Source organism: Geodermatophilus sp. CPCC 205761 (assembly GCF_051383655.1).
In the GTDB taxonomy this organism is placed as follows: domain Bacteria; phylum Actinomycetota; class Actinomycetes; order Mycobacteriales; family Geodermatophilaceae; genus Geodermatophilus.
On the sequence record NZ_JALPKQ010000011.1, the window covers coordinates 103,760 to 125,024 of the forward strand.

Consider the following 21,265-nt stretch of genomic DNA (forward strand, 5'->3'; position numbering starts at 1 on the left):
GCCCGGGAGCCCACGCACGCGCTGGTCCGGGGACGGGCCCGCTGCCCTCCCCGGGGGGCCAGTCTAGGGCGGCTGCCTGGCAGGGCCCTGGCAGCGGCGTGCCGCGTCGGGGGCGGGGGACCGGGCATGCGCACCGCGCTGCGTACGATCACGCGGTGACACCGGAGCAGTTGCGCGACGTCGTCCGGACCGCCGTGGCCGCCGCCGTCGACCGCGGCGAGCTGCCCGTCGACGTGCCCGCGGACGTCCTCGTCGAGCGTCCCAAGAACCCCGAGCACGGCGACTACGCCACCAACGTCGCCCTCCGGCTGGCCAAGCCCGCCGGCCGGCCGCCGCGCGCGGTCGCCGAGGTGTTGGCCGCCGAGCTGCGGGCCCACGCGGGGATCGCCGCGGTCGACATCGCCGGCCCCGGCTTCCTCAACATCACCCTCGCCGAGGGCGCGCTCGGCCGGATCGCGGTCGAGGCGGTGACCGCGGGCGAGGCGTACGGCCGCACCGGCGCCCTCGCCGGCCAGCGGCTGAACCTGGAGTTCGTCTCGGCCAACCCGACCGGCCCCGTGCACATCGGCGGCAGCCGGTGGGCGGCGGTCGGCGACGCGATCGGCCGGCTGCTGGAGGCCAGCGGCGCCGAGGTGACCCGCGAGTACTACATCAACGACGCCGGCGCGCAGATCGACCGCTTCGCCCGGAGCCTGGCGGCCGCCGCGAACGGCCGGCCGGTGCCGGAGGACGGCTACGGGGGCACCTACATCGCCGACATCGCCTCGCAGGTCGTCGCGCTCGAGCCCGACGTGACCGGCCGGGACGACGCCGAGCAGCTGGCCGTCTTCCGGGACCGCGGCGTCGCGCTGATGCTCGAGGAGATCCGCCGGTCGATGGAGGACTTCGGCGCCGCCTTCGACGTCTGGTTCAGCGAGAAGTCGCTGTACGACTCGGGCGCGGTGGAGAAGGCGCTGGCCCGGCTGCGCGAGCAGGGCCACGTCTACGAGGCCGGCGGTGCGGTCTGGCTGCGGACGACGGACTTCGGCGACGACAAGGACCGCGTCCTGGTCAAGGCCGACGGCGAGACGACCTACTTCGCCTCGGACTGCGCCTACTACCTGGACAAGCGCGGCCGCGGTTTCGACCGGGTCGTGATCATGCTGGGCGCCGACCACTCCGGCTACGTCGGCCGGTACAAGGCGCTGGTCGCCGCGGCCGGTGATGACCCCGACGAGCACCTCGAGATCCTCATCGGCCAGCTGGTCAACCTGCTGCAGGGCGGCGAGCCGGTGCGGATGAGCAAGCGCGCCGGCACGATCGTGCTGCTGTCGGACCTGGTCGACGCGATCGGCGTCGACGCCGCCCGCTACGCGCTGGCACGCGCCTCGGTCGACCAGCAGATCGACATCGACGTCGACCTGTGGAGCCGGCGGACCAACGACAACCCGGTCTTCTACGTGCAGTACGCGCACGCCCGGATCTCCTCGGTGCTGCGCAACGGCGCCGACCTCGGTCTCGCCCTCGGCGGACCCGGCGACGTCGACGCGGCGCAGCTGACCCACGACCGGGAGAACGACCTGCTGCGGGCGATCGGCGAGTTCCCGCGGGTGGTGTCCGCGGCAGCCGAGCTGCGCGCCCCGCACCGGGTGGCCCGCTACCTGGAGGAGCTGGCCGGCACCTACCACCGGTTCTACGACAACTGCCGGGTGCTGCCGCGCGGCGACGAGGAGCCGACCGCGCTGACCACCGCCCGGCTGTGGCTGTGCGCGGCCACCGCCGTCGTGCTGCGCAACGGCCTCGGCGTCCTCGGCGTCAGCGCCCCGGAGCGGATGTGAGGGCGCACCCGGCCGGGCCGCTGCACGGCACGATCGCCCCGCCGACGGCGGCCGGCGCGCCCCCGGCCGACCTCGGCGCGCTCGTCCCGCACGTCTGGCCGCGGACTGCGACGCGGGTCGGCGGGGAGCTGCACCTCGGAGGCCGGCCGGTCACCGAGCTGGCCCGCGCCCACGGGACGCCGCTGTTCGTGCTCGACGAGGCCGACTTCCGCGGCCGCGCCGCCGACTTCGCCGCCGCGTTCGACGGCGCCGACGTGCACTACGCGTCCAAGGCGTTCCTGTGCGGGCAGGTGGCCCGCTGGATCGCCGACGACGGCCTGCACCTGGACGCCTGCTCCGGCAACGAGCTGGCCCTCGCGCTGGCCGCCGGCTTCCCGGCCGAGCGCATCTCGCTGCACGGCAACAACAAGTCGCTGGTCGAGCTGCGGCTGGCCGTCGACGCCGGCATCGGGCACGTCGTCCTCGACTCCTTCGACGAGATCGAGCGGCTGCTGCCCCTGGCCGCGGCGCGGGTCGCCGCGGGCGGCAGCCCCGTGCCGGTGCTCATCCGCGCGACGGTCGGCATCGAGGCGCACACCCACGAGTTCATCGCCACGGCCCACGAGGACCAGAAGTTCGGCTTCTCGCTGGCCACCGGCGACGCGCTGACCGCCGCGGTGCGGGTGATCCGCGAGCCGGCGCTGCGGCTGACCGGCCTGCACAGCCACATCGGCTCGCAGATCTTCGACACGGCCGGCTTCGAGGCCGCCGCCCACCGCGTGGTCGGGCTGATGGGCCAGGTCTCGCAGGCCACCGGCCAGGTGCTCGAGGAGCTCAACCTCGGCGGCGGGTTCGGCATCGCCTACCTCGCCGACGACGACCCGGTCAGCCCGGCCGACGTCGCCCGGCGGCTGGTCGCCGTGGTCGAGGCCGAGTGCGCGATGGCCGGGCTGCCGGTGCCGCGGCTGGCCGTCGAGCCCGGCCGGGCCGTCGCCGGTCCGGGCACCGTCACGCTCTACGAGATCGGCACGATCAAGCCGGTCCGGCTCGGTGCCAGCGGAGCGCCCGGCACCCCGCTCGTGCGCAACTACGTGTCGGTCGACGGCGGGATGAGCGACAACATCCGCACCGCCCTCTACGACGCCGCCTACACCTGCGTGCTGGCCAACCGCGTCTCCGACGCCCCGCCCGCGCTGTGCCGCGTGGTGGGCAAGCACTGCGAGAGCGGCGACGTCCTGGTCCGCGACCTCTGGCTGCCCGCCGACGTCCAGCCCGGTGACCTGCTCGCCGTCGCCGCGACCGGCGCCTACTGCTGGTCGATGGCGAGCAACTACAACTACCTGCTCAAGCCGCCGGTGGTCGCCGTGCGGGACGGCGTCGCCACGGAGATCGTCCGTCGGCAGACACTGGCGGACGTGTTCGCCCTCGACGCCGTCCTCGCCGACGTGCCCGCACCCTCGCCGGCGATCGACCAGCCCGCACCCGAGCACCCCGCCGGAGCCCGCTCGTGAACACCGCCCCACTGAAGGTCGCCCTGCTCGGCTGCGGCACCGTCGGCAGCGCCGTGCTGCGGCTGCTCGAGGAGCAGGCCGGCGACCTCGCCGCGCGCATCGGCCGGCCGGTCGAGGTCGCCGGGGTCGCCGTCCGCCGTCCCGACCGGCACCCCGACGTCCCCGCCGAGCTGCTCACCACGGACGCCGCGGCCCTGGTGACCCGGCCGGACGTCGACCTCGTCGTCGAGGTGATCGGCGGGATCGAGCCGGCCCGCGCGCTGCTCATGGCCGCCGTCGAGGCGGGCAAGTCGGTGGTCAGCGCGAACAAGGCGCTGCTGGCCGACGACGGCACCGCGCTGCACCGGGCGGCCGCCAAGGCCGGGGTGGACCTGTACTACGAGGCCGCGGTCGCCGGGGCCATCCCGCTGCTGCGCCCGCTGCGCGAGTCGCTGGCCGGCGACCAGCTGCGCCGGGTGGTCGGCATCGTCAACGGGACGACCAACTACATCCTGTCCCGCATGGCCGAGACCGGGCACGGGTTCACCGAGGCCCTGGCCGAGGCCACCGAGCTCGGCTACGCCGAGGCCGACCCGACCGCCGACGTCGACGGCTTCGACGCCGCCGCCAAGGCCGCCATCCTCGCCTCGCTGGCCTTCCACACCGAGGTCACCGCGGCCGACGTCCACCGCGAGGGCATCTCCGCGGTCACCGCGACCGACGTGGCCCGGGCGGCGGAGATCGGCTGCACGGTGAAGCTGCTGGCCATCTGCGAGCGGGTCCCGGGCGAGGGCGGGGACTCCGTCGCCGTCCGCGTGCACCCGGCGATGATCCCGACGACGCACCCGCTGGCCGCCGTCGGCGGGGCGTTCAACGCCGTGTTCGTCGAGGCGGAGGCGGCCGGCCAGCTGATGTTCTACGGCCAGGGCGCCGGCGGGGAGCCGACCGCCAGCGCCGTCCTCGGCGACCTGGTCGCCGTCGCCCGCAACCGGGTGACCGGCGTGGCGGGCCCCGGGGTCACCACCTACGCGGGGCTGCCGGTCCGGTCGATCGACGAGACGCCCACCCGCTACCACGTCAGCCTGGACGTCGCGGACAAGCCCGGCGTGCTGGCGACCGTGGCGCAGGAGTTCGCGCGGCACGGCGTCAGCATCGCGACGGTGCGCCAGGACGGGCACGGCGAGGCCGCCACGCTGGTGATCGTGACCCACAGCGCCCCGGACGCCGCGCTCTCGGCGACGGTGGCCGCGCTGCGGGAGATGCCGGCCGTCCGCGCCGTCACCAGCACCATGCGTGTGGAAGGACTCTCATGACGACCGACCTGCCTGTGCGGGGTGCCGTCTCGCCGTACTGGCCCGGCCTGATCGAGGCCTACCGCTCGCGGCTGCCGGTCAGCGAGAGCACGCCGGTGATCACGCTGCAGGAGGGCGCCACCCCGCTGGTGCCCGCCCGCGAGCTGTCCCGCCGCACCGGCTGCGAGGTCTACCTCAAGGTCGAGGGCGCCAACCCGACCGGGTCGTTCAAGGACCGCGGGATGACGTTGGCCATCACCAAGGCCGTCGAGGAGGGCTCGCAGGCGGTCATCTGCGCCTCGACCGGCAACACCAGCGCCAGCGCGGCCGCGTACGCCGCCCGCGCCGGCCTGGTCTGCGCCGTCCTCGTGCCGCAGGGGAAGATCGCGCTCGGCAAGCTGGCCCAGGCGCTGGTCCACGGCGCGAAGCTGCTGCAGGTCGACGGCAACTTCGACGACTGCCTGGCGCTGGCCAGCAAGCTGGCGATCGACTACCCGGTCAGCCTGGTCAACAGCGTCAACCAGTTCCGCATCGAGGGGCAGAAGACCGCCTCCTTCGAGATCGTCGACGTGCTCGGCGACGCCCCCGACATCCACTGCCTGCCGGTCGGCAACGCCGGCAACATCACCGCGTACTGGCAGGGCTACCGCGAGTACGCCGCGGACGGCACCGCGTCACGCACGCCGCGGATGTGGGGCTTCCAGGCCGCGGGCGCGGCCCCGATCGTCAGCGGTCAGGTCGTCGAGCACCCGCAGACCATCGCCACGGCCATCCGCATCGGCAACCCGGCGTCCTGGACCAAGGCGCTGGCCGCCCGCGACGAGTCCGGGGGGCTGATCGACGCGGTCACCGACCGGGCGATCCTGGCCGCCTACCGCCTGCTGGCCCGCAGCGAGGCGGTCTTCGTCGAGCCGGCGTCGGCCGCCTCGGTCGCGGGGCTGCTGCAGGTGGCCGAGGCCGGCGGCCTGGAGCCCGGGCAGCGGGTGGTGTGCACGGTGACCGGCAACGGCCTCAAGGACCCGGAGTGGGCGATCTCCGGCGCGCCGGCCCCGGTGACCGTCCCCGTCGACGCCGGCGTGGCCGCCGCGAAGCTCGGGCTGTGACCGGCATCGCGCGGGTGCGGGTGCCCGCGACCAGCGCGAACCTCGGCCCCGCGTTCGACTGCGCCGGCCTGGCCCTGGCTTGCCACGACGTCCTCGAGTTCGCCGTCACGACCGCGGGCCTGAGCGTCGAGGTCTCCGGCGTCGGGGCCGGCCAGCTGCCCACGGGCGAGTCCCACCTGGTGGTGCGCGCCTTCCGCGCGGCCTGCGCCGAGCTGGGCTGGACGCCGTCCGGCCTGCGCGTCGTCGCGGAGAACGGCATCCCGCAGGGGCGGGGGATGGGGTCCTCGGCCGCGGCCGTGGTCGCCGGGGTCGTCGGCGCCTGGGCACTGTGCCCCGACGTCGCCGAGATCGACCGCAGTGCCGTCCTGCGCCTGGTGACCGAACTGGAGGGGCACCCCGACAACGTCGCGCCGTGCCTGTACGGCGGGGCGACGCTGTCGTGGACGACCGACCGCGGCCCGGTCGCCGACCGGCTGCCGGTCGACCCCTCCATCGCGCCGATCGTGCTGGTGCCCGAGGCGACGCTGTCGACCCACGTGGCCCGCAGCCTGTTGCCGGAGCTGGTCCCGCACGCCGATGCCGCCTTCAACGCCGCCCGCGCGGCGCTGCTCGTGCACGCGCTGACCGCCGAGCCGGCGCTGCTGCTCGACGCCACCGAGGACCGGCTGCACCAGCGGCAGCGCGCCGCGGCCATGCCCGACACCCTGGCCCTCCTCGACCGGCTGCGGGCCGCCGGCCACGCCGCCGTGGTCTCCGGCGCTGGGCCGAGCGTGCTGGTGCTCGCCCGGCGGACGACGGGGGAGGAGCTGCCCGCGCTGCGCGAGGTGGCCGATCTCACCCCTGCGGGGTGGAAGGTGCGTCCGCTGGACGTCGACGCGGGCGGCGCCTGCGTCGTGAACGGCGCAGTTCAGGTATCGTCTCGGTAACGGGGAACACACCGGTACCCACCAGTGTTGTCGTGGTCGTGAGCGCGGTTTAGGCTCACGACGTAGCCGCCCTCTCGGGCGAGCCTCGCGCGGGGCGTTGCAGACCGAAGAGATTCCGTCGCCGCAGATTCCGCCTCGCACCCACTCGATCCCGTTCTCTCCCCTGTCCTCACACAGGCCGGGCGGGGAGGAACCGGGTCACCCCCTGCGCTTATAGGCGCAGGTCTCCGCAGGGAAGGACCTGTACGTGAGCGAGACCACCGACCTCGTCACCGCGCCGCAGGGCGCTGAGAACGACGAGGCACCTGCCGCTTCTGGGACGACGGGCCGTACCCGTCGCCGCGGCAGCGGGCTGTCCGGCATGCTGCTGCCCGAGTTGCAGCGCCTGGCGGCCGAGCTCGGCATCTCCGGCACCGGCCGGATGCGCAAGGGCGACCTGGTCGCCGCCATCTCCGCCCGCCAGGTGGGCGGAGATGGCGCCAGCGACGCGCCCGCCGATGTCGCTCCGACCGCCGGGATCCCGGCCGCCCGCGGTGCCGACACCGCCCGCGGTGTCGCCGCCACGGCCGAGCCGCTCGAGGCCCCGGTCAGCGGCGGCGCGAACAGCGGCCCGGTGACGGCGCCCGCCACCGGTGCGACCGAGGCCGCGCCGCGGCGCCGCCGGCGGTCGAGAGCACCGCGCCGGCCGGCGAGGTCACTCCGGCGGCCCCGGCCACCCCCGAGCCGCGCCTCGAGGCGCCCGCCGCCGAGTCCGCGCAGGTCGCGGCTCCGGCCCCGGCTCCCGAGAGGACCGAGGGCGAGCGCACCGACGGCGACCGCGCCGAGGGTGACCGCCCGCAGCGCAGCCGTGACCGTGGCGAGCGCACCGGCCGCACCCGCGGCGAGCGTGACGGCAGCCGCACCGACCGCGACGGCGGTGACCGCGCCGAGCGCGGCAGCCGCCCGGAGCGCGACGGCGGCGAGCGCCCCACCCGCGACGGCGGTGAGCGCCCCACCCGCGACGGTGGCGACCGGGCCGAGCGCGGCAACCGCGCCGACCGGGACGGCAACCGCCCCGACCGCGACGGCAACCGTGGCCAGGACCGCAACGACCGCGGCCCCGAGCGCGGCGGCCGGCCGGACAACCGCACCGACACCCGCGACAACCGGAACGACCGGAACGACCGGGGCAACGACCGTCCCGACGAGGACGACGACGACTTCGAGGGCGGCCGCGGCCGCCGCGGGCGCCGGTACCGGGACCGCAACCGCCGCCCCAACGGGCGCGAGCGCTTCGAGCCGAACGAGCCCACGGTCAGCGAGGACGACGTCCTGCTGCCGGTCGCGGGCATCCTCGACGTGCTGGACAACTACGCGTTCGTCCGCACCTCCGGGTACCTGACCGGGCCGAACGACGTCTACGTCTCGCTGTCGCAGGTGCGCCGCTACGGCCTGCGCCGCGGTGACGCCATCACCGGCGCCGTCCGGCAGCCGCGCGAGGGCGAGCGCAAGGACAAGTACAACGCCCTGGTCCGGCTCGACACCGTCAACGGCCTGGACCCCGAGCAGGCGCGGCAGCGTCCGGAGTTCACCAAGCTGACCCCGCTCTACCCGCAGGAGCGCCTGCGGCTGGAGACCGAGCCGCACCAGCTGACCACCCGGGTCATCGACCTGGTCATGCCGATCGGCAAGGGGCAGCGCGCGCTGATCGTCAGCCCGCCCAAGGCCGGCAAGACGATGGTGCTGCAGTCGATCGCCAACGCGATCACGACGAACAACCCCGAGTGCCACCTCATGGTCGTCCTCGTCGACGAGCGGCCCGAGGAGGTCACCGACATGCAGCGCTCGGTGAAGGGCGAGGTCATCGCCTCGACCTTCGACCGGCCGCCGTCGGACCACACCACGGTCGCGGAGCTGTCGATCGAGCGGGCCAAGCGCCTGGTCGAGATGGGCCACGACGTCGTCGTCCTGCTGGACTCCATCACGCGCCTGGGCCGTGCCTACAACCTGGCGGCCCCCGCCAGCGGGCGCATCCTCTCCGGCGGTGTCGACTCCACGGCGCTGTACCCGCCCAAGCGCTTCCTGGGTGCGGCCCGCAACATCGAGAACGGCGGCTCCCTGACGATCATCGCCTCGGCGCTGGTCGAGACCGGCTCGACGATGGACACGGTCATCTTCGAGGAGTTCAAGGGCACCGGTAACGCGGAGATCAAGCTCGACCGCCGGCTGGCGGACAAGCGGGTCTTCCCGGCCGTGGACGTCAACGCGTCGGGCACGCGCAAGGAGGAGATCCTCATGTCGCCCGACGAGCTGGCCATCGTCATCAAGCTGCGCCGGGTGCTCGCCGCCCTGGAGCCCCAGCAGGCCCTCGAGCTGCTGCTGGACAAGCTCCGGAAGACGCGGAACAACATCGAGTTCCTCATGCAGATCCAGAAGACGACGCTCGGCCCCGGCAACGACTGACGACGGGGCCACGTGCCCGCCCTCCGGCGGGGCTCGCGGATCAGGGATACTGGCCGACCGAGCCCCGCTGCGCGGCCGGAATGACCGGCCGGCCGCCGGCGTTCGACTGACCAGTTCGGCACAGACTGCAGAAGAGGCGATATGAAGCCCGGAATCCACCCCGAGTACCACACCACCACGGTGACCTGTGGCTGCGGGAACACCTTCACCACCCGCAGCACCGCGCCCGGCGGTCAGCTGACCGTCGAGACGTGCTCCGCCTGCCACCCCTTCTACACGGGCAAGCAGCGGATCCTGGACACCGGCGGCCGCGTCGCCCGCTTCGAGAAGCGCTTCGGCAAGCGCGGCGCGACCGCAGGCAAGTAGCACCCCCGACGGCGCCCGTCCCACCTCGTGTGGGGCGGGCGCCGTCGTCGTGTCCAGCCCCACCCCCGTCGGTTTCCGCGGAAACCGCCACCTCCCGGAGTGACCCCTGTTGAGCAGCTCCACCGAGGCCGCACCCGACCGCCTGTCCGGTCTGCTCGCCGAGCACGCCGCCCTCGAGACCGAGCTCGCCGACCCCGCCGTGCACACCGACGCCGCCCGGGCCCGCCGGCTCGGCCGCCGCTACGCGCAGCTGGCCCCGCTCGTGGAGACCGCGCGGGTCCTGGACGCCGCCCGGGACGACCTCGCCGCCGCCCGCGAGCTCGCCACCGAGGACTCCTCCTTCCTCGACGAGGTGCCCGGCCTGGAGGAGCGGGTCGCCGAGCTCGAGGACCGGTTGCGCGAGCTGCTCCTCCCCAAGGACCCCGACGACGACAAGGACGTCATCCTCGAGATCAAGGCGGGGGAGGGCGGGGCGGAGTCGGCCCTGTTCGCCGGCGACCTGCTGCGCATGTACCTGCGCTACGCCGAGCGGCGCGGCTGGTCGGCCGAGGTCATCGACGCCGTCGACGCCGACCTGGGCGGGTACAAGGACGTCGCGGTGGCGATCAAGTCGCGCACCGACGAGGGCATCTGGTCGCGGCTGAAGTTCGAGGGCGGGGTGCACCGGGTCCAGCGGGTGCCGGTCACCGAGAGCCAGGGGCGCATCCACACCTCTGCCGCCGGCGTGCTCGTCCTGCCGGAGGCCGAGGAGGTCGACGTCACCGTCGACCCGAACGACCTGCGCATCGACGTCTTCCGGTCGTCCGGCCCCGGCGGTCAGAGCGTCAACACGACCGACTCCGCCGTACGGATCACCCACCTGCCCACCGGCATCGTGGTCAGCTGCCAGAACGAGAAGAGCCAGCTGCAGAACCGCGAGTCCGCGTTGCGGATCCTGCGCTCCCGGCTGCTGGCCGCCGCCCGCGAGGAGGCCGCCGCCGTGGCCAGCGACCAGCGGCGCAGCCAGGTCCGCACCGTCGACCGCAGCGAGCGGGTGCGCACGTACAACTTCCCGGAGAACCGGATCTCCGACCACCGGGTGGGCTTCAAGGCGCACAACCTCGACGCCGTGCTCGACGGCGAGCTCGACCCGGTCATCGACGCGCTGACCCGCGCGCACAGCGCCGAGCTGCTGGCGGCCGGCTCCTGAGCGCCCGCGCGCTGCTGACCGACGCCGCCCGGCGGCTGGCCGAGGCCGGCGTCGAGTCCCCGCGGGTGGACGCCGAGCTGCTGCTCGCCCACGTCCTCGGCGTGCCCCGCACCCGGCTGCTGACCCTCGACCGGGTGCCCGGCGACGCGGCGACCCGGTTCGCCGACCTCCTGGACCAGCGAGCCGGCCGGGTGCCGCTGCAGCACCTCACCGGCCGCGCTCCGTTCCGCCATCTGGAGCTGGCCGTCGGTCCCGGCGTCTTCGTCCCGCGCCCGGAGACCGAACTGCTCGTCGAGTGGGCGCTGGCCCGCCTCGCCGGGCTGCCCGAGCCGGTCGTCGTCGACCTCGGGGCCGGGTCGGGGGCCATCGCGCTGTCGCTCGCGCACGAGCACCCGGGCGCCCGGGTGACCGCCGTCGAGCGCGATCCCGGCGCCGTCGAGTGGACCCGCCACAACGCCGCCGCCCGCCGGCAGGCCGGGGACACCCCGGTCGAGGTCCTCGCCGGGGACATGACCGACCCCCGGCTGCTGGCCGGCCTCGACGGCGCCGTCGACCTGGTGGTCTCCAACCCGCCCTACGTGCCCGACGGCGCCCGGGTGCCGCGCGAGGTCGCCGACCACGACCCGCCGCTGGCGCTGTGGGGCGGCCCCGACGGGCTCGACGTCGTCCGCGGGCTGCTGCGCACGGCGGCGCGGCTGCTCCGCCCTGGCGGGCACCTCGGCGTCGAGCACGCCGACCAGCAGGGGAGCGCGCTGCCGGCGCTGGTGCGCGGGCACGGGGGCTTCACCGGCGTCGCCGACCACCCCGACCTGGCCGGCCGGCCCCGGTTCACCACGGCCCGCCGCGCGGGGGGATGACAGACTCCCGCCTCGTGGCCGACGTCTACGACTGCTCCGACCCCGACGCCCGCGCCGCCGGACTCGACGCCGCCGCGGCGGCGATCCGCGACGGCCGGCTGGTCCTGCTGCCCACCGACACCGTCTACGGGGTCGCCGCCGACGCCTTCAGCCCCGAGGCGGTCATGTCGCTGCTGGCGGCGAAGAACCGCGGCCGGACGATGCCGGTCCCCGTGCTCATCGGCGAGGCGTCCACGCTGGGCGGGCTGGTGCTGCGCACCCCCGAGGTCGCCCTGCGGCTGGCCGAGTCGTTCTGGCCCGGCGGGCTCACCCTCGTGCTCGAGCACGCACCCTCGCTCGCCTGGGACCTCGGGGACGCCGAGGGGACCGTCGCCGTCCGGTTGCCGGACGACGCCGTCGCGCGCGACCTGCTGCGCCGCACCGGCCCGCTCGCCGTCTCCAGCGCCAACCGTTCCGGCCGGCCCGCCGCCACCACCGCGGACGCCGCAGTCGCCCAGCTGGGCCTGCAGGCGGCCGTGGTCCTCGACGGCGGGCCGCGGCAGGACTCCCGGCCGAGCACGATCGTCGACTGCACCAGCCCCACCCCGCGGGTGCTGCGGATCGGTGCCGTCCCGCTCGAGGAACTGCGCGAGGTCGTGCCCGAGCTCACCGACTGAGGGGCGGCCGCGCCTGCGCGATGCCGGTCGGCGGGCGTCCGGAGCGATACCGTGGGGCGACAGACCGTCGTCGAATCCGGGAGTCCCGCCGCGATGAGCACGCCGTCCTGGAGTCCCGACACCGATCGGACGCCTGTGGACGCGGCCTCCCTCGACCCGGCCTGAGCCCATGCGCGAGTACGTCATCGTCCTGCTCACCGCGGCGCTGGTCACCTTCCTGACCACGCCCGTGGTGCGGGCGGCGGCGGTCCGGCTGCGCATGATGGCGGCCCCTCGCGAGCGGGACGTGCACGTCATCCCGACCCCGCGCGGCGGCGGGGTGGCGATGTACCTGGGCGTCGCCGCGGCGATCCTGGTGGCGACCCGGCTGCCGGCGCTGCAGCGCACGTTCGAGGACTCGCAGACGGCGGCCGTCCTCGCGGCCGGGGGCCTGATCTGCGCGCTCGGCGTGCTCGACGACAAGTGGGGCCTGGACGCGCTGACCAAGCTCACCGGCCAGATCGCCGCGGCCGGCGTCATGGTGCTGCTCGGCGTGCAGCTGGCCTTCGTCTTCCTGCCGGTCGCCGACATCGGCACCCTGTCGCTGGGGCCGAGCATCGGCGTCCCGCTGACCATCCTGCTGACCGTCCTCACGGTCAACGCGCTGAACTTCATCGACGGCCTCGACGGCCTGGCGGCGGGGGTCTCCGCGGTCGCGGCGCTGGCCTTCTTCGCCTACAGCTACAACCTCGGCCTGGTCGGCTACGACGAGGTCGCCAGCGCTCCCGCGCTGATCACCGCCGTCCTCGCGGGGGCCTGCCTGGGCTTCCTGCCGCACAACTTCAACCCGGCGCGGATCTTCATGGGCGACTCCGGCTCGATGCTGGTCGGGCTGATGCTGTCCGCGGCCGCGGTGAGCGCGACCGGGCGGGTGGACCCGCAGTCGTTCGACTCCGCGGCCAGCCTGCTGCCGCTGGCCCTGCCGCTGCTCGTTCCGTTCGCGGTCCTGTCCATCCCGTTCATCGACCTCGTGCTGGCCGTCATCCGGCGCACCCGCCGCGGGCGGTCGCCGTTCTCGCCGGACAAGATGCACCTGCACCACCGGCTGCTGGCCATCGGCCACTCGCACCGCCGCGCGGTCCTCGTCATGTACTTCTGGGCGGCCCTGCTGTCCTTCGGCGCGGTCGCGCTCTCCATCACCGGGGGGACGGCGGAGCTGCTGGTGGCCATCGGCGTGCTGCTCGTCGTCGGCGTCATCGTCGTCCTCAGCCCCCGGGCCCGCCGCGCCGCCCGCGAGGCACGCGCCGCGGAGCTGGTCGTCCAGCGCGAGCGCAGCCGGGCCGACCACCCCACCGCGCGCGCCTCGCGCGCCGCCACGTCGACCACGACCCCAGGCCGGTCACCCGACCCGGCCGCCGAGCCGTCCCCCCGGGCGGCAGGGGCGGGACAGGGAGTCCGATGACCGCCGATCCGCACACCGAGGTCCCCTGGGACCTCTCCTTCCTCCGCGTGGGAGCGCTGGTCACCGCGGGGCTCACCGCCGTGGCGGTGCCCGTCGCCGGCCTGCTGGGAGGTTGGGACGACGCCCTGGCGGTCCTCGTGGGCGCGGTCGTGGTCACCTTCTTCTTCGCCGTCTCCGGCCTGGTCATCGCCTGGGCCGGGCGCCACGGCGAGGCCTTCACGCTGCCCGCGGCACTGGGGTCGTTCCTGGTGAAGATCCTCGTCCTCGCCGCGGTGCTCCAGGCGCTCCCGGCCGACGGGTGGGTCGACCGCCGCACGCTCGCCTGGGCGGTCATCGCCGGCGCTCTGCTGTGGAGCGTGGTCCAGCAGCGATGGGTCTGGACCCGCCGGCTCTACTACGTCCAGCCGCCCGCGCCACCCACGTCCGGGCGAACCCTCCCGCCGCCGTAAAGCGCCCCGACACGCGGCTGATAGTGTCCCGACCGATGGCCGAGGCACGTTCTCCTCAGGGGGGATCTCGACCCCGACCTGCAACGACCACCGACCGTCAGCCCAGCGGGGCCGACATCGGCTGGGGGATCACCGGGACGATGCTCTCCGGGATCATCGTGTGGGGCGGGGCCGGGCTGCTGCTCGACCGCTGGTGGGGCACGAACTTCGTCGCCCTGATCGGCGTTCTCCTCGGCCTCACGGTGGCCATCTACCTGGTGGTCGTCAAGTACGGCGCCGTGCCCCCGGCCGAGGGGGGCGGGCGCACCGGCTCCACCCGGGGCGGGCGCAACAGCCCGCCCAGGACGCAGAAGGGACAACGGTGACCTCCAGCGCCCTCGCGCTCGCCGACGTGCTCGCCGCCGAGGGTGGCGGTGACGGCGGCTTCCAGTCTCCGACGATCGCGGAGTTCTACCCGACCCCGATCTTCGAGTTCTCGGTCCTGGGCATCGACTTCTCGATCACCCGGATCACGATCATCCTGTGGATCGCCACCGCCGCGATCCTCGTGCTCCTGGTGCTGGCCGCCCGCAAGGCGTCGATCGTGCCGGACAAGCTGCAGTACATCGGGGAGAGCGGCTACTCGCTCATCCGCGACGGCATGGCCCGTGACGTGATCGGGCCCAAGGGGCTGCCCTTCGCGCCGTTCCTGGCGTCGCTGTTCTTCTTCATCCTCGCGAACAACTTCATGAGCATCGTCCCGTTCGCGCAGATATCGCCGATGTCGAAGTTCGCCTTCCCGCTCGTCCTGGCCGTGATCGTCTGGGTGCTCTACAACTACATCGGCATCCGCGAGCAGGGCGCCGGGCGCTACTTCAAGGACGCCGCGATCCCGCCGGGTGTGCCGGCCGCCGCGCTGATCCTCGTCACGCCGATCGAGCTGCTCCAGGTCTTCGTCATCCGGCCGTTCACCCTGGCCGTCCGGCTCTTCGCCAACATGTTCGCCGGCCACATGCTGCTGGTGGTCTTCTCCCTCGGGGCGGTCTACCTGCTCACGGCGGGCGGCATCTTCCCCATCTTCGGCGTGGCCTCGTTCGTCATGGCGCTGCTCATGACGTTCTTCGAGCTGCTCGTGATCGTGCTGCAGGCCTACGTCTTCACCGTGCTCACGGCGACCTACCTCAACGGCGCCGTCGAGCCCGCTCACTGACCGCACCACCCCCAGCCAGCCGCCCGGGACCATCCCGGGCGACCGACACAGGAGGAAAACCTCGTCATGGACCTCGACGTCCTCGCAGAGCTGACCGGCAGCATCGGCTCGGTTGGTTACGGTCTCGCCGCGATCGGCCCGGGCATCGGTGTGGGCATCGTCTGGGCCGCCTACATCCAGGCGACCGCCCGGCAGCCCGAGTCCGCCGGCCTGACCCGCACCTACGCCTTCCTCGGTGCCGCCCTCTCCGAGGCGCTGGCGCTCATCGGCCTGGTCGTGCCCTTCATCTTCGGTCAGTGAGTCCGGCGCTGCCGGTTCGCATCCCATCTGACGTAGGGACGGAACGAGCATGAGTGTCCTGGCCGCGGAGTCGACGAACCCGCTGCTCCCCCCGCTGGGGGAGATCATCATCGGGACGATCACCTTCGCCATCGCGTTCTTCGTGCTGGCCAAGTTCGTGTGGCCGCGCTTCGAGCAGGTCTTCCGGGCTCGCCGCGAGGCGATCGAGGGCGGCATGGAGCGGGCCGAGGCGGCGCAGGCCGAGGCCAAGGCCGCGCTCGAGCAGTACCGCGCGCAGCTGGCCGAGGCCCGCACCGAGGCGGCCCAGATCCGCGACCAGGCCCGCGCCGAGGGCCAGCAGATCCTCGAGGAGCTGCGGGCCCAGGCCCAGCAGGAGTCCGCGCGGATCGTGGCCCGGGGCGAGGAGCAGCTGGCGGCCTCCCGCCAGCAGGTCGTCAACGACCTGCGTGGCCACATCGGGCAGCTCGCCGTCGACCTGGCCGGCCGTGTGGTCGGGGAGTCCCTCGAGGACCAGGCCCGGCGCAGCGGGACCGTCGACCGGTTCCTCGACCAGCTCGACGGCATGGCCGGCAGCTCGCCCGACGGCCGCTCCGGCAGCTCGGTGTACGCCCCGGAGGGCAACCGCTGATGGATGCCTCCAGCCGGCAGGCGCTCGCGCAGGCGCGCGAGCGCCTGACGGAGCTCACCCGGCCCGCGTCGGGGCTGCTCGAGAAGGCGCGGGACCGCGTCACCGGGCAGCCGCGGGCGGTCTCCGGAGACGAGCTGCTCGGCCTCGCCGAGGAGCTGTTCGCCGTCGCCCACCTGCTGGACCAGCAGGTCTCGCTGCGTCGCGCGCTGTCCGACCCGTCGGGCAAGCCCGCCGACCGCGCGGCCCTGGTCGGCCGGGTCCTCGGCGGCAAGGTGTCCGGGGCGACCCTCGACCTCGTGGAGACGGTGGCCCGGCAGCGCTGGTCGCGTCCGCTGGATCTCGTCGAGGCGACCGAGGCCCTCGCCACCGACGCCGCGCTCGACGCCGCGGACGTGCGCGGGGAGCTCGACGGCGTGGAGGACGAGCTGTTCCGGTTCGGCCGGATCGTCGCCGCGGACCCGGAGCTCTCGCGCATCCTCGGCGACCGCGCCGCGCCGGCGACGGGCAAGAACGCGCTGCTGGACCAGCTGCTCGCGCGGCGGGTCAGCCCGGTCACCGCGCTGCTGCTGCGCCGGCACCTCACGATCCGGCACACCGGCAACGCCGAGAACGTGATCGAGCGGCTGTCCGAGGCGGCCTCCGGCCGCCGCGGCCAGTCGGTCGCCCGCGTCACCAGCGCCGTTCCGCTGACCCCGGCGCAGGAGCGCCGGCTGACCGACGTGCTCAGCCGCCTCTACGGACGCTCGATCGCGCTGCAGGTCAGCGTGGACCCGAGGATCCTCGGCGGGCTGGTGATCCGCGTCGGCGACGAGGTCATCGACGGCAGCGTCGCCCACCGTCTCGAGGACGCCGGCCGGCGTCTGGTCGGCTGAGGCCGACCCGCCCGGCTCCCGAGCCCCCAGTCCAGCAGACAGACACGACCCCGCAGGGAAGAGGACGGACCCCATGGCCGAGCTGACGATCTCCGCTGACGAGATCCGCAGTGCCATCCAGAACTACGTCACCGAGTTCTCCCCGGACGTCAACCGGGAAGAGGTCGGGATCGTCACCGAGGCCGGCGACGGCATCGCCCGCGTCGAGGGCCTGCCCTCGGTCATGACGAACGAGCTGCTCGAGTTCGAGAGCGGCGTCCGCGGACTGGCGCTGAACCTGGACGTGCGCGAGGTCGGTGTCGTCGTCCTCGGCGACTACTCCGGCATCGAGGAGGGTCAGCAGGTCCGCCGCACCGGCGAGGTCCTGTCGGTCGCGGTCGGCGACGGCTACCTCGGCCGGGTCGTCGACCCGCTGGGCAACCCGATCGACGGCGCCGGGCCGATCGCCACCACCGGGCGGCGTGCCCTCGAGCTGCAGGCCCCCACCGTGGTGCAGCGGCAGTCGGTCAAGGAGCCGCTGCAGACCGGCATCAAGGCCATCGACGCGATGACGCCGATCGGCCGCGGCCAGCGCCAGCTGGTCATCGGTGACCGGCAGACCGGCAAGACCGCGATCGTCACCGACACGATCATCAACCAGAAGGAAGCCTGGGCCACCGGCGACCCGCAGCAGCAGGTCCGCTGCATCTACGTCGCGGTCGGACAGAAGGGCTCCACCATCGCCGCCATCCGCGCCGCCCTCGAGGAGGCCGGCGCGATGGAGTACACGACCATCGTCGCCGCGCCGGCGTCGGAGGCCGCGGGCTTCAAGTACATCGCCCCCTACACCGGCTCGGCCATCGGCCAGCACTGGATGTACGAGGGCAAGCACGTCCTCATCGTCTTCGACGACCTGTCCAAGCAGGCCGAGGCCTACCGCGCCGTCTCGCTGCTGCTGCGCCGTCCGCCGGGCCGCGAGGCATACCCCGGCGACGTCTTCTACCTCCACTCCCGCCTGCTGGAGCGCTGCGCGAAGCTCTCCGACGACCTCGGTGCCGGGTCGATGACCGGCCTGCCGCTGGTCGAGACCAAGGGCAACGACGTGTCGGCGTACATCCCGACCAACGTCATCTCGATCACCGACGGGCAGATCTTCCTCGAGACCGGTCTGTTCAACTCCGGTGTCCGCCCGGCCATCAACGTCGGCATCTCGGTGTCGCGCGTCGGCGGCTCGGCACAGATCAAGGCCATGCGGTCGGTCGCCGGGCGGCTGCGGCTGGACCTCGCCCAGTTCCGTGAGCTCGAGGCCTTCGCCTCGTTCTCCTCGGACCTCGACGCCTCGAGCCGGGCGACCCTCGAGCGCGGGCAGCGCCTCGTCGAGCTGCTCAAGCAGGGCCAGTACTCGCCGTTCCCGGTGGAGCGGGAGGTCGTCTCGCTCTGGCTGGGCACCACCGGCAAGCTCGACCGGGTGCCGGTGTCGGAGGTCCGCCGGTTCGAGGCGGAGTTCCTCGACTTCGTCGCCCGCGGCGACACCGGCATCTACGACGAGATCCGGCAGAGCCGGGTGCTCGGCGACGACGCCGTCGGCAGCCTGGAGTCCGCGGTGGAGGAGTTCTACCGCCAGTTCCAGACCTCCGACGGCGAGACGCTGCACCTCAACGAGCCCGATGCCGAGGCCATGGACGCGTCCCAGCGCGGCCAGGAGCGCGTCCAGGTCAAGCGGAGCGCCTGAGCATGGCCAGCAACCTCCGCGCGCTGCGGCGCCGGATCCGCTCCACGAAGTCGACGAAGAAGATCTTCTCGGCGCAGGAGCTGATCGCCGGTGCCCGCATCGTGCGCGCCCAGGCCCGGGTGGAGGCGTCCAAGCCCTACGCCCGGGAGATCACCCGGGTGCTGTCGGCGCTGGCGTCCTCGGCGTCGCTGGACCACCCGCTGCTCACCGAGCGGCAGAACCCGCGCCGTGCGGCGGTCCTCGTGATCACCTCCGACCGCGGCTTCGCCGGGTCGTACAACGTCAACGTGCTGCGCCGCACCGAGGAGCTGCTCTCGCTGCTGCGCCAGGAGGGCAAGGAGCCGGTCCTCTATGTGGTGGGCCGGAAGGGGGAGACCTACTACTCCTTCCGTCACCGCCAGATGGCCGACACCTTCACCGGCTTCTCCGAGCAGCCCACCTACCCCGACGCCCAGCGCGTGGGGGAGGAGCTGATCGCCGCCTTCACCGCCGGTGAGGACGACGCGGAGGCCGGTGAGCGCATCGAGGGCGTGGACGAGCTGCACATCGTCTACACCGAGTTCCGCTCGCTGCTCGCGCAGGTCCCGGTCGCCAAGCGGATGGCCCCGCTGGAGGTCGAGGAGGTCGAGGAGTTCGACTACGAGCGGGAGGACCGGGAGCACGGTGTCGCCAACGACACCGGGGTGCCGACCTCCTACGAGTTCGAGCCCTCGCCCGACGCGCTCCTCGACGCGCTGCTCCCCAAGTACGTCACGACGCGCATCTTCGCCGCGATGCTCGAGTCCGCGGCGTCGGAGTCGGCGTCGCGGCGGCGCGCGATGAAGTCGGCGTCGGACAACGCCGAGGAGCTGGCCAAGAACCTCTCGAGGCAGGCCAACCAGGCCCGCCAGGCCGAGATCACGCAGGAGATCAGCGAGATCGTCGGCGGTGCCGACGCGCTCGTGTCGGCCGGCGCCGACGACTGACCCCCACCCCGCTCCGGCGGGGCCATCGAAGACGCGACAAGCAAGCGAGCCCGAGGGCAGGAGAGCAGTACAGATGACCGTCACCGAGGACCGTCCGACCACCCAGACGACCGGCCGCGTCGTCCGGGTCACCGGGCCGGTCGTCGACGTCGAGTTCCCGCGCGACGCGATGCCCGACCTGTTCAATGCCCTGAAGGTGGAGGTCACCCTCGCCGACCTGGGCAAGACGCTGACCCTCGAGGTCGCCCAGCACCTCGGCGACAACGTGGTCCGCACCATCTCGATGGAGCCCACCGACGGCCTGATCCGCGGTGCCGAGGTCCGGGACACCGGCACCGCGATCTCCGTGCCCGTCGGCGACATCACCACCGGGCACGTGTGGAACGCCCTGGGCGAGTGCCTGGACACGCCCGGCTACGGCGCGGACGCCCCGCGGTGGACGATCCACCGGCACGCGCCGCGGTTCGACCAGCTCGAGGGCCGCACCGAGATGCTGGAGACCGGCATCAAGGTCATCGACCTGCTCACGCCGTACGTGGCCGGCGGGAAGATCGGCCTGTTCGGCGGTGCCGGCGTGGGCAAGACGGTGCTGATCCAGGAGATGATCCGCCGGGTCGCCCAGGAGTTCGGTGGCGTGTCGGTGTTCGCCGGCGTCGGTGAGCGCACCCGCGAGGGCAACGACCTCATCACGGAGATGACCGAGTCCGGCGTCATCGAGTCCACGGCCCTGGTGTTCGGCCAGATGGACGAGCCGCCGGGTACCCGCCTGCGGGTCGCGCTGTCGGCGCTGACGATGGCGGAGTACTTCCGCGACGAGCAGAACCAGGACGTGCTGCTCTTCATCGACAACATCTTCCGGTTCACCCAGGCCGGCTCCGAGGTCTCCACGCTGCTCGGCCGCATGCCGTCGGCCGTGGGTTACCAGCCGACGCTGGCCGACGAGATGGGGGAGCTGCAGGAGCGGATCACCTCGACCCGCGGCCACTCGATCACCTCGCTGCAGGCGATCTACGTGCCGGCCGACGACATCACCGACCCGGCGCCGCACACGACCTTCGCCCACCTCGACGCGACGACGGTGCTCTCCCGGCCGATCTCGGAGAAGGGCATCTACCCGGCCGTGGACCCGCTGGACTCGACCAGCCGGATCCTCGACCCGCAGTACGTCGGGCAGGAGCACTACTCGGTGGCCCGCGAGGTGCAGCGGATCCTGCAGCGGTACCAGGAGCTGCAGGACATCATCGCCATCCTCGGCATCGACGAGCTCTCCGAGGAGGACAAGGTCACCGTCAACCGGGCCCGGCGCATCGAGCGGTTCCTCTCGCAGAACATGTTCGTGGCCGAGGCGTTCACCGGTCAGCCGGGCTCCTTCGTGCCGCTGGCGGAGACGCTGCAGGCGTTCAAGGCGCTCGCCGACGGCGACTACGACCACGTCCCCGAGCAGGCGTTCTTCATGTGCGGTGGACTCGAGGACCTCGAGCGCAACGCCGACAAGCTGAAGAAGGGCTGAAGAAGGACCCCCCTGCAGGGACCCGCCGTTCGCGAGCTCGCGGCGGGTCCCTGCAGGGGGGCCGCGATGACGGCCGGGCCCCG

General features: G+C 73.5%; 21 protein-coding genes. All 21 read left to right on the forward strand.

Annotated features, from left to right (window positions below; translation table 11 throughout):
* Nucleotides 1–155: 155 nt before the first annotated feature.
* Entirely contained in the window at nucleotides 156–1,817 is a 1,662-nt protein-coding gene (gene argS / locus MY526_RS09115) for an arginine--tRNA ligase (protein WP_436703744.1), read from the forward strand.
* Entirely contained in the window at nucleotides 1,814–3,307 is a 1,494-nt protein-coding gene (lysA, locus tag MY526_RS09120; protein WP_436694414.1) for a diaminopimelate decarboxylase, read from the forward strand. The genes argS and lysA overlap by 4 nt, the downstream gene beginning before the upstream one ends.
* Nucleotides 3,304–4,599, forward strand: coding sequence for a homoserine dehydrogenase (locus tag MY526_RS09125; RefSeq protein ID WP_436703745.1), 1,296 nt, complete (start codon nucleotides 3,304–3,306; stop codon nucleotides 4,597–4,599). Before lysA ends, MY526_RS09125 begins: the two co-directional genes overlap by 4 nt.
* On the forward strand, nucleotides 4,596–5,681 hold the full coding sequence (thrC, locus tag MY526_RS09130) for a threonine synthase (RefSeq protein ID WP_436694416.1): 1,086 nt from the start codon (nucleotides 4,596–4,598) through the stop codon (nucleotides 5,679–5,681). The genes MY526_RS09125 and thrC overlap by 4 nt, the downstream gene beginning before the upstream one ends.
* Nucleotides 5,678–6,607 carry a homoserine kinase gene (gene thrB, locus MY526_RS09135; protein ID WP_436703746.1) on the forward strand — a complete coding sequence of 310 codons (930 nt, stop codon included), beginning with the start codon at nucleotides 5,678–5,680 and terminating at the stop codon, nucleotides 6,605–6,607. Before thrC ends, thrB begins: the two co-directional genes overlap by 4 nt.
* Before the next feature lie 361 nt (nucleotides 6,608–6,968).
* On the forward strand, nucleotides 6,969–7,988 hold the full coding sequence (locus MY526_RS09140; RefSeq protein ID WP_436703761.1) for a Rho termination factor N-terminal domain-containing protein: 1,020 nt from the start codon (nucleotides 6,969–6,971) through the stop codon (nucleotides 7,986–7,988).
* Entirely contained in the window at nucleotides 7,946–9,049 is a 1,104-nt protein-coding gene (gene rho / locus MY526_RS09145; RefSeq protein WP_436703747.1) for a transcription termination factor Rho, read from the forward strand. The genes MY526_RS09140 and rho overlap by 43 nt, the downstream gene beginning before the upstream one ends.
* A gap of 141 nt (nucleotides 9,050–9,190) precedes the next feature.
* The gene (gene rpmE / locus MY526_RS09150; RefSeq protein ID WP_436694419.1) at nucleotides 9,191–9,415 is read left to right on the forward strand and encodes a 50S ribosomal protein L31; all 225 of its coding nucleotides are present in this window, start codon (nucleotides 9,191–9,193) and stop codon (nucleotides 9,413–9,415) included.
* A 109-nt stretch (nucleotides 9,416–9,524) separates the two neighbouring features.
* A complete protein-coding gene (gene prfA / locus MY526_RS09155) occupies nucleotides 9,525–10,604 on the forward strand; it encodes a peptide chain release factor 1 (protein ID WP_436694420.1) in 1,080 nt (359 codons plus the stop codon).
* A 14-nt stretch (nucleotides 10,605–10,618) separates the two neighbouring features.
* Nucleotides 10,619–11,461, forward strand: coding sequence for a peptide chain release factor N(5)-glutamine methyltransferase (prmC, locus tag MY526_RS09160; RefSeq protein WP_436703762.1), 843 nt, complete (start codon nucleotides 10,619–10,621; stop codon nucleotides 11,459–11,461).
* A 14-nt stretch (nucleotides 11,462–11,475) separates the two neighbouring features.
* Nucleotides 11,476–12,117 (forward strand): L-threonylcarbamoyladenylate synthase, encoded by a 642-nt coding sequence (locus MY526_RS09165; protein ID WP_436703748.1) that lies wholly within the window; start codon nucleotides 11,476–11,478, stop codon nucleotides 12,115–12,117.
* A 169-nt stretch (nucleotides 12,118–12,286) separates the two neighbouring features.
* Complete coding sequence (locus tag MY526_RS09170; RefSeq protein WP_436694422.1) at nucleotides 12,287–13,558, forward strand: glycosyltransferase family 4 protein; 1,272 nt, start codon at nucleotides 12,287–12,289, stop codon at nucleotides 13,556–13,558.
* Nucleotides 13,555–14,007 carry a hypothetical protein gene (locus tag MY526_RS09175; RefSeq protein WP_436703749.1) on the forward strand — a complete coding sequence of 151 codons (453 nt, stop codon included), beginning with the start codon at nucleotides 13,555–13,557 and terminating at the stop codon, nucleotides 14,005–14,007. Before MY526_RS09170 ends, MY526_RS09175 begins: the two co-directional genes overlap by 4 nt.
* Nucleotides 14,008–14,147: 140 nt before the next feature.
* Nucleotides 14,148–14,372, forward strand: coding sequence for a hypothetical protein (locus MY526_RS09180; protein WP_436694424.1), 225 nt, complete (start codon nucleotides 14,148–14,150; stop codon nucleotides 14,370–14,372).
* Nucleotides 14,369–15,196 (forward strand): F0F1 ATP synthase subunit A, encoded by an 828-nt coding sequence (gene atpB / locus MY526_RS09185; protein ID WP_436694425.1) that lies wholly within the window; start codon nucleotides 14,369–14,371, stop codon nucleotides 15,194–15,196. Before MY526_RS09180 ends, atpB begins: the two co-directional genes overlap by 4 nt.
* A gap of 66 nt (nucleotides 15,197–15,262) precedes the next feature.
* On the forward strand, nucleotides 15,263–15,496 hold the full coding sequence (atpE, locus tag MY526_RS09190; RefSeq protein WP_163480575.1) for an ATP synthase F0 subunit C: 234 nt from the start codon (nucleotides 15,263–15,265) through the stop codon (nucleotides 15,494–15,496).
* 49 nt (nucleotides 15,497–15,545) lie between these two features.
* Nucleotides 15,546–16,124 (forward strand): F0F1 ATP synthase subunit B, encoded by a 579-nt coding sequence (locus tag MY526_RS09195; RefSeq protein WP_436694426.1) that lies wholly within the window; start codon nucleotides 15,546–15,548, stop codon nucleotides 16,122–16,124.
* The gene (locus MY526_RS09200) at nucleotides 16,124–16,996 is read left to right on the forward strand and encodes a F0F1 ATP synthase subunit delta (RefSeq protein ID WP_436703750.1); all 873 of its coding nucleotides are present in this window, start codon (nucleotides 16,124–16,126) and stop codon (nucleotides 16,994–16,996) included. The genes MY526_RS09195 and MY526_RS09200 overlap by 1 nt, the downstream gene beginning before the upstream one ends.
* Nucleotides 16,997–17,069: 73 nt before the next feature.
* Entirely contained in the window at nucleotides 17,070–18,707 is a 1,638-nt protein-coding gene (gene atpA / locus MY526_RS09205) for a F0F1 ATP synthase subunit alpha (RefSeq protein WP_436694428.1), read from the forward strand.
* Nucleotides 18,708–18,709: 2 nt separating this feature from the next.
* The gene (locus MY526_RS09210; protein WP_436694429.1) at nucleotides 18,710–19,672 is read left to right on the forward strand and encodes a F0F1 ATP synthase subunit gamma; all 963 of its coding nucleotides are present in this window, start codon (nucleotides 18,710–18,712) and stop codon (nucleotides 19,670–19,672) included.
* A gap of 73 nt (nucleotides 19,673–19,745) precedes the next feature.
* Nucleotides 19,746–21,182: a F0F1 ATP synthase subunit beta gene (atpD, locus tag MY526_RS09215; protein ID WP_436694430.1), complete on the forward strand. Its 1,437-nt coding sequence runs from the start codon at nucleotides 19,746–19,748 to the stop codon at nucleotides 21,180–21,182.
* Nucleotides 21,183–21,265 lie beyond the last annotated feature (83 nt).

Bases quoted from the DNA above. Each gene is read 5' to 3' on its own strand.
- atpE (WP_163480575.1), top strand. From the start codon at position 15,263: ATGGACCTCGACGTCCTCGCAGAGCTGACCGGCAGCATCGGCTCGGTT.
- thrC (WP_436694416.1), top strand. From the start codon at position 4,596: ATGACGACCGACCTGCCTGTGCGGGGTGCCGTCTCGCCGTACTGGCCC.
- atpA (WP_436694428.1), top strand. From the start codon at position 17,070: ATGGCCGAGCTGACGATCTCCGCTGACGAGATCCGCAGTGCCATCCAG.
- MY526_RS09170 (WP_436694422.1), top strand. From the start codon at position 12,287: ATGCGCGAGTACGTCATCGTCCTGCTCACCGCGGCGCTGGTCACCTTC.
- rpmE (WP_436694419.1), top strand. From the start codon at position 9,191: ATGAAGCCCGGAATCCACCCCGAGTACCACACCACCACGGTGACCTGT.
- MY526_RS09140 (WP_436703761.1), top strand. From the start codon at position 6,969: ATGCTGCTGCCCGAGTTGCAGCGCCTGGCGGCCGAGCTCGGCATCTCC.
- MY526_RS09200 (WP_436703750.1), top strand. From the start codon at position 16,124: ATGGATGCCTCCAGCCGGCAGGCGCTCGCGCAGGCGCGCGAGCGCCTG.
- MY526_RS09195 (WP_436694426.1), top strand. From the start codon at position 15,546: ATGAGTGTCCTGGCCGCGGAGTCGACGAACCCGCTGCTCCCCCCGCTG.
- atpD (WP_436694430.1), top strand. From the start codon at position 19,746: ATGACCGTCACCGAGGACCGTCCGACCACCCAGACGACCGGCCGCGTC.
- MY526_RS09175 (WP_436703749.1), top strand. From the start codon at position 13,555: ATGACCGCCGATCCGCACACCGAGGTCCCCTGGGACCTCTCCTTCCTC.
- MY526_RS09210 (WP_436694429.1), top strand. From the start codon at position 18,710: ATGGCCAGCAACCTCCGCGCGCTGCGGCGCCGGATCCGCTCCACGAAG.
- MY526_RS09180 (WP_436694424.1), top strand. From the start codon at position 14,148: ATGCTCTCCGGGATCATCGTGTGGGGCGGGGCCGGGCTGCTGCTCGAC.